This window comes from Pseudoalteromonas sp. Z9A5 (assembly GCF_011378875.1).
In the GTDB taxonomy this organism is placed as follows: domain Bacteria; phylum Pseudomonadota; class Gammaproteobacteria; order Enterobacterales; family Alteromonadaceae; genus Pseudoalteromonas.
This window is the reverse complement of record NZ_WTLC01000082.1, coordinates 1-4,227: the sequence shown is the minus strand read 5'-3', so window position 1 is coordinate 4,227 and position 4,227 is coordinate 1. Positions and strand designations below refer to the sequence as shown.

Here is a 4,227-nt window from a genome sequence, read left to right as displayed (position 1 = left end):
TCATGTAACGTGGCTTCAATGCTTTAAAAGCGAGGTATAAAACCTCACCTACTAAAACGTAAACACCGAACCCGTAGGTGCGATTTTACATCGCGCTCATGTAACATGGCTTCAATGCTTCAATGCTTCAATGCTTCAATGCATTAAAAGCGAGGTGTAAAACCTCACCTACCAAAACACAAACACCAAACCCGTAGGTGCGATTTTATATCGCGCTCATGTAACGTGGCTTCACGCTTCAGCGCATTAAAAGCGAGGTATAAAACCTCACCTACTAAAACACAAACACCGAACCCGTAGGTACGATTTTACATCGCGCTCTTTACTTCATTTTCTCCTATAAGTCTCTATCACTTAATGCTAATGTTTAACTTATAAAATGCACCTCTAAAGTAAGCAACTTTATTGGATTTGAATAGCTGAACTCTGGAGTCAAATATGTCTAACTGGGTTGATGCAAAAGTAAAAAATGTAACATGGTGGAGTGAAACACTTTTTAGCTTAACGGTTCATGCCGATGTAGAGCCATTTAAAGCAGGGCAGTTTACAAAGCTTTCAATAATGGATGGCGACAAACGCATAGCGCGTGCTTATTCATACGTAAACGCGCCCGAAAATCCTGACCTAGAGTTTTATCTTATTAACGTAGCTGATGGACTTTTATCGCCTTGCTTAGCTAAATTGCAACCTGGAGATACCGTATTAATTGAACGCCGAGCCACCGGCTTTTTTACTCTTGACGAAATACCACAAAGCGAGCAGCTTTGGATGCTCAGTACAGGCACAGCAATTGGTCCATTTTTATCAATGCTGCAGCAACCCGAAGTGTGGGAAAAGTATCAGCATATAAACTTAGTGCATGGTGTACGCTTTAATAATGATTTAAGTTACCAAGCGCTTATTAACGAGCTTTTAAAAGTATATCCCGATAAGTTTAACTATATTCCTGTTGTAAGCCGTGAGGAGCCATTACAAGGGCTTAATGGGCGAATAACTAACGCTATTGCCAACAACACTTTATTTACGCACGTAAAACTAGAGCCAACACCTAATAATGCTCAATTTATGATTTGCGGCAACCCACAAATGGTAAAAGATACAACTGAGCTTCTTATAGGTAAAAACTTTAAACGAAACCGACGCAGAGAGCCTGGCCATATAACAGTCGAACAGTACTGGTAAGGGTTTTGTGCGTACATAATCACTACCCGCAAACTCTAAAATTTGCTATGTTGCACCACATTACGCGTTTAGTGTTTATATTAGGAAAGTTATGAAACCGTTACCAATTATTTTAGCTGCATTAATCACCACTGTAGCATTAATTACTTATGCCGCAGATCAGCAACCTGAGTCAAACGAGCCTGAACAAAAAAGTACAGAGCAAACTGTTGTCCAAAAAGAAAATGTGACTAACGAAGATAAAAATACGCAAAACAGCAACACGCAAAGCGTTAGCGCAGAGGTTGAGAAACCTCAAAAAGTTGAATCGACTTCAGAACCCATACCTAAAAGCACTAATACTGATAAATCAGATGCTGATAAAAAAGTAGACGATAAACTAAATACAATTGAATACACAGCCCCCGAGCTTAAAAAGCCAGTAATCGACCCAACTAAAGCAGACAATTCAAAAGTATTAGGTAACGAAACACCAAAGCCAGTAGAAAAACCTAAAAACAAAACAGAAAAAGCGGTTGCCGTAGCGAAGGCCGAACAAGCAGTTACGCAAGCAAAAGATGCACTTACCGTTAAGCAGCAAACTAAAGCTAAGCAATCACGCGAATCACTCGCAGTGGTAGAACAATTAGTTAAAGCATACAACGCACGTAACATAGAAGAATTTATTCGAGTATATGATGAAGACGTAGAGTTTTATATTTTCCCAGATGAGCTATTATTTAAAGGAAAGGAAAAACTAATAGCACGTTACGGGCTTATGTTTAAAAAACTAAAGTGTATTCACTCATCACCAATTAAGCGCATAGTGCATGGTGATATAGTAATAGATCACGAGCTATCAGAAACCTGTTCAACCGATGAAAACGTGATAGATAAGCGCTCAGAACTCATTTCGAGCTATCAAGTTAAAAATGGTAAAATAATACGCGTATTATTTTTTAGATAAGGGTTAATATGCAAGTAAGCGACGAGAAAAAAATTCATTTAATGTACCGAGTCGAACCGGGCTGTTTGGGTCCTGATGGCGTAAACCATATTGAAGATTTTTGTCACTTTGCTAATAAGCATATTAAATCACCTTACTACAGTCAGTTTGTATTTTTACCGCGTTACGATAAACAAAAAAATGAACGTCAATATAGCGTAAATAGCCGTAACTTATCGCAAGTTCAAGCAAAGGCTTATTTAAATCACTTTGAAATACATATAGATCATTTTGAAGAACAACTAGATGAATTAATCGCCAAATCAATTGATTTATACTTTAAGCGTTAACACTTAAAGTATTTTCATCACTTAAACCTTCCTGTTAACCATCAACATCTATATTTACCCAGCACGATGTAAAATAGCACCTACAAAAAAAGGGCCTAAGCCCTTTTATGTTTACACTATTTTTTATGTATAGCTCAATTTAGCAAGCTAACAAAGCAATAATTTAATAGCGTGTTAAACCTGCTCGCCTTCAACAATAGTATTAAAGCTATCGTTGTCGTGTAAGCTTGCAAACGCACTTTCGTGCAATAGCTCATTACGTAAGTTAGGTGAGTAGTCTAATGCCATTTTTATATCGGCTAGTGCATCGGCATGTTTATGTGTAAGTGCGTAAGCACAAGCTCGTTGCCAGTACGCATAACCATAGTCACTGTCTATATCAATAGCTTGGTTGCAAAGCTCAATAGCTTGGGCTGTCTCGTTTATTTCAAGTAATGCATCGGCTTTATACGCAATTGCTTCTACGTCTTCTGGTTTGCGTTTTAAAATTTCGTCAAAAATTTCAATTTTATTTGCAAAATCACTTTCTAAATTTGCACGCATCCACAATGAATGAACCTCGTTAGTAACCGAAATACGTTCTTGGTTGCTGAGTATTTCTTCAGAACGTACACGTAGTTTTTCTTCAAGAATTTTTAATCGGTCTTCATATTCATCAGTAATTACACTTACTCGTGTATTTACAATGTCTTCTACTTTATTTTTAACATCGCGCAGCGAGTTCCAACCAACTAATACCAAAATAGATGCAGTTGCGGTAATAATAAAAAATACATTATTAATAGTGTCGGTAGTGTACGTAATCGCACGATCGGCAGTATCTAGTTGCGCGTGGGTAACTTGTTTAGTTACATCTTCACGAAGTTTTTGCTGATCTTGGCGTACGGCTTTAAGTTCATCTAAAACATAACGCTCAAGAAGCGGTTTATACATAGGCTCTTTTAATTGGTCTAGGGCTTGGTGTTTATCTTGTTCAGTAAGAGCGTCTGCTCTTTGCTCTGCTGCACTGGTAATGCCCGAAAAAAATGTAAAACAAATAAAAAGTAGTGATATGTAATAACGCATTCGTACGCCTAATTTAATTAATTGCAATAGCAACTTTAACATGCACGACCAAAAGTCACTAGAGCTGGGGGGCGTTTATATGTGTAAGCTAAATTAACTTGAGCGTGGTATTTATCGCAGAGGCAAAGTGATATAGCAAAGTTGGCTACATTTAATACGTTAATGCTTTAACATAAAAAATAAGCAAAAAAAAACCAGTTCAAAATGAACTGGCTAAAACTGCTTAAAACAACAAAAGTTGCAGGGATTCACAGGAGAGAAACTACATACTAACTAAATTTAGCTGAACAATTACTTAACTTAATTCAATTAGTTAAAAATAACGGGATACATTAAACAATGTGTAAAAAGTAAAGGTGCATTGGGCTTATTTAATGCACCTTTAATAACTACAATTTCATGGTGAAGGGGGGTATTCCAATGTGCGATTTGGTAAAACCAAAGCCACTTTCAAACCCTTCACATACCATTACGCCGGCATTTTCAAATTCGATCAGTCTTTATCAATAAGTAATTAAATAATGCAAAAGTATATCCGTAGGTGCGATTTTACATCGCGCTCATGTAACTGCATGTCACAGATCTTTATATCCAATTTTAAGAATATGATTTGTAGATACCATCTCTCATTTTAAGCTTCAAGGTCGTATTTAACTTTCTTGGAGCTTAAACGCTTCTTGGTTTTTTATTACACCAAAACATATA

Annotated in this window: 4 protein-coding genes; 3 read left to right on the top strand and 1 reads right to left on the bottom strand. The window is 36.9% G+C overall.

Annotated elements, in window-relative coordinates; translation table 11 throughout:
* Nucleotides 1–438 precede the first annotated feature (438 nt).
* The 3 genes from GQR56_RS20960 (at nucleotide 439) to GQR56_RS20950 (ending at nucleotide 2,457) form a co-directional block, all read left to right on the top strand.
* A complete protein-coding gene (locus tag GQR56_RS20960; RefSeq protein WP_166115283.1) occupies nucleotides 439–1,182 on the top strand; it encodes a ferredoxin--NADP reductase in 744 nt (247 codons plus the stop codon).
* A 322-nt stretch (nucleotides 1,183–1,504) separates the two neighbouring features.
* On the top strand, nucleotides 1,505–2,128 hold the full coding sequence (locus GQR56_RS20955; protein WP_346775788.1) for a nuclear transport factor 2 family protein: 624 nt from the start codon (nucleotides 1,505–1,507) through the stop codon (nucleotides 2,126–2,128).
* An 8-nt stretch (nucleotides 2,129–2,136) separates the two neighbouring features.
* Nucleotides 2,137–2,457 (top strand): hypothetical protein, encoded by a 321-nt coding sequence (locus GQR56_RS20950; protein ID WP_166115280.1) that lies wholly within the window; start codon nucleotides 2,137–2,139, stop codon nucleotides 2,455–2,457.
* Between the two features lie 174 nt (nucleotides 2,458–2,631).
* Here the strand turns inward: GQR56_RS20950 and GQR56_RS20945 are convergent, their stop codons facing one another.
* Nucleotides 2,632–3,522: a tetratricopeptide repeat protein gene (locus tag GQR56_RS20945; protein WP_166115277.1), complete on the bottom strand. Its 891-nt coding sequence runs from the start codon at nucleotides 3,520–3,522 to the stop codon at nucleotides 2,632–2,634.
* Nucleotides 3,523–4,227: the final 705 nt, after the last annotated feature.

Coding starts and splice junctions, on each gene's coding strand:
- GQR56_RS20960 (WP_166115283.1), top strand. CDS start 439: ATGTCTAACTGGGTTGATGCAAAAGTAAAAAATGTAACATGGTGGAGT.
- GQR56_RS20945 (WP_166115277.1), bottom strand. CDS start 3,522: ATGCGTTATTACATATCACTACTTTTTATTTGTTTTACATTTTTTTCG.
- GQR56_RS20950 (WP_166115280.1), top strand. CDS start 2,137: ATGCAAGTAAGCGACGAGAAAAAAATTCATTTAATGTACCGAGTCGAA.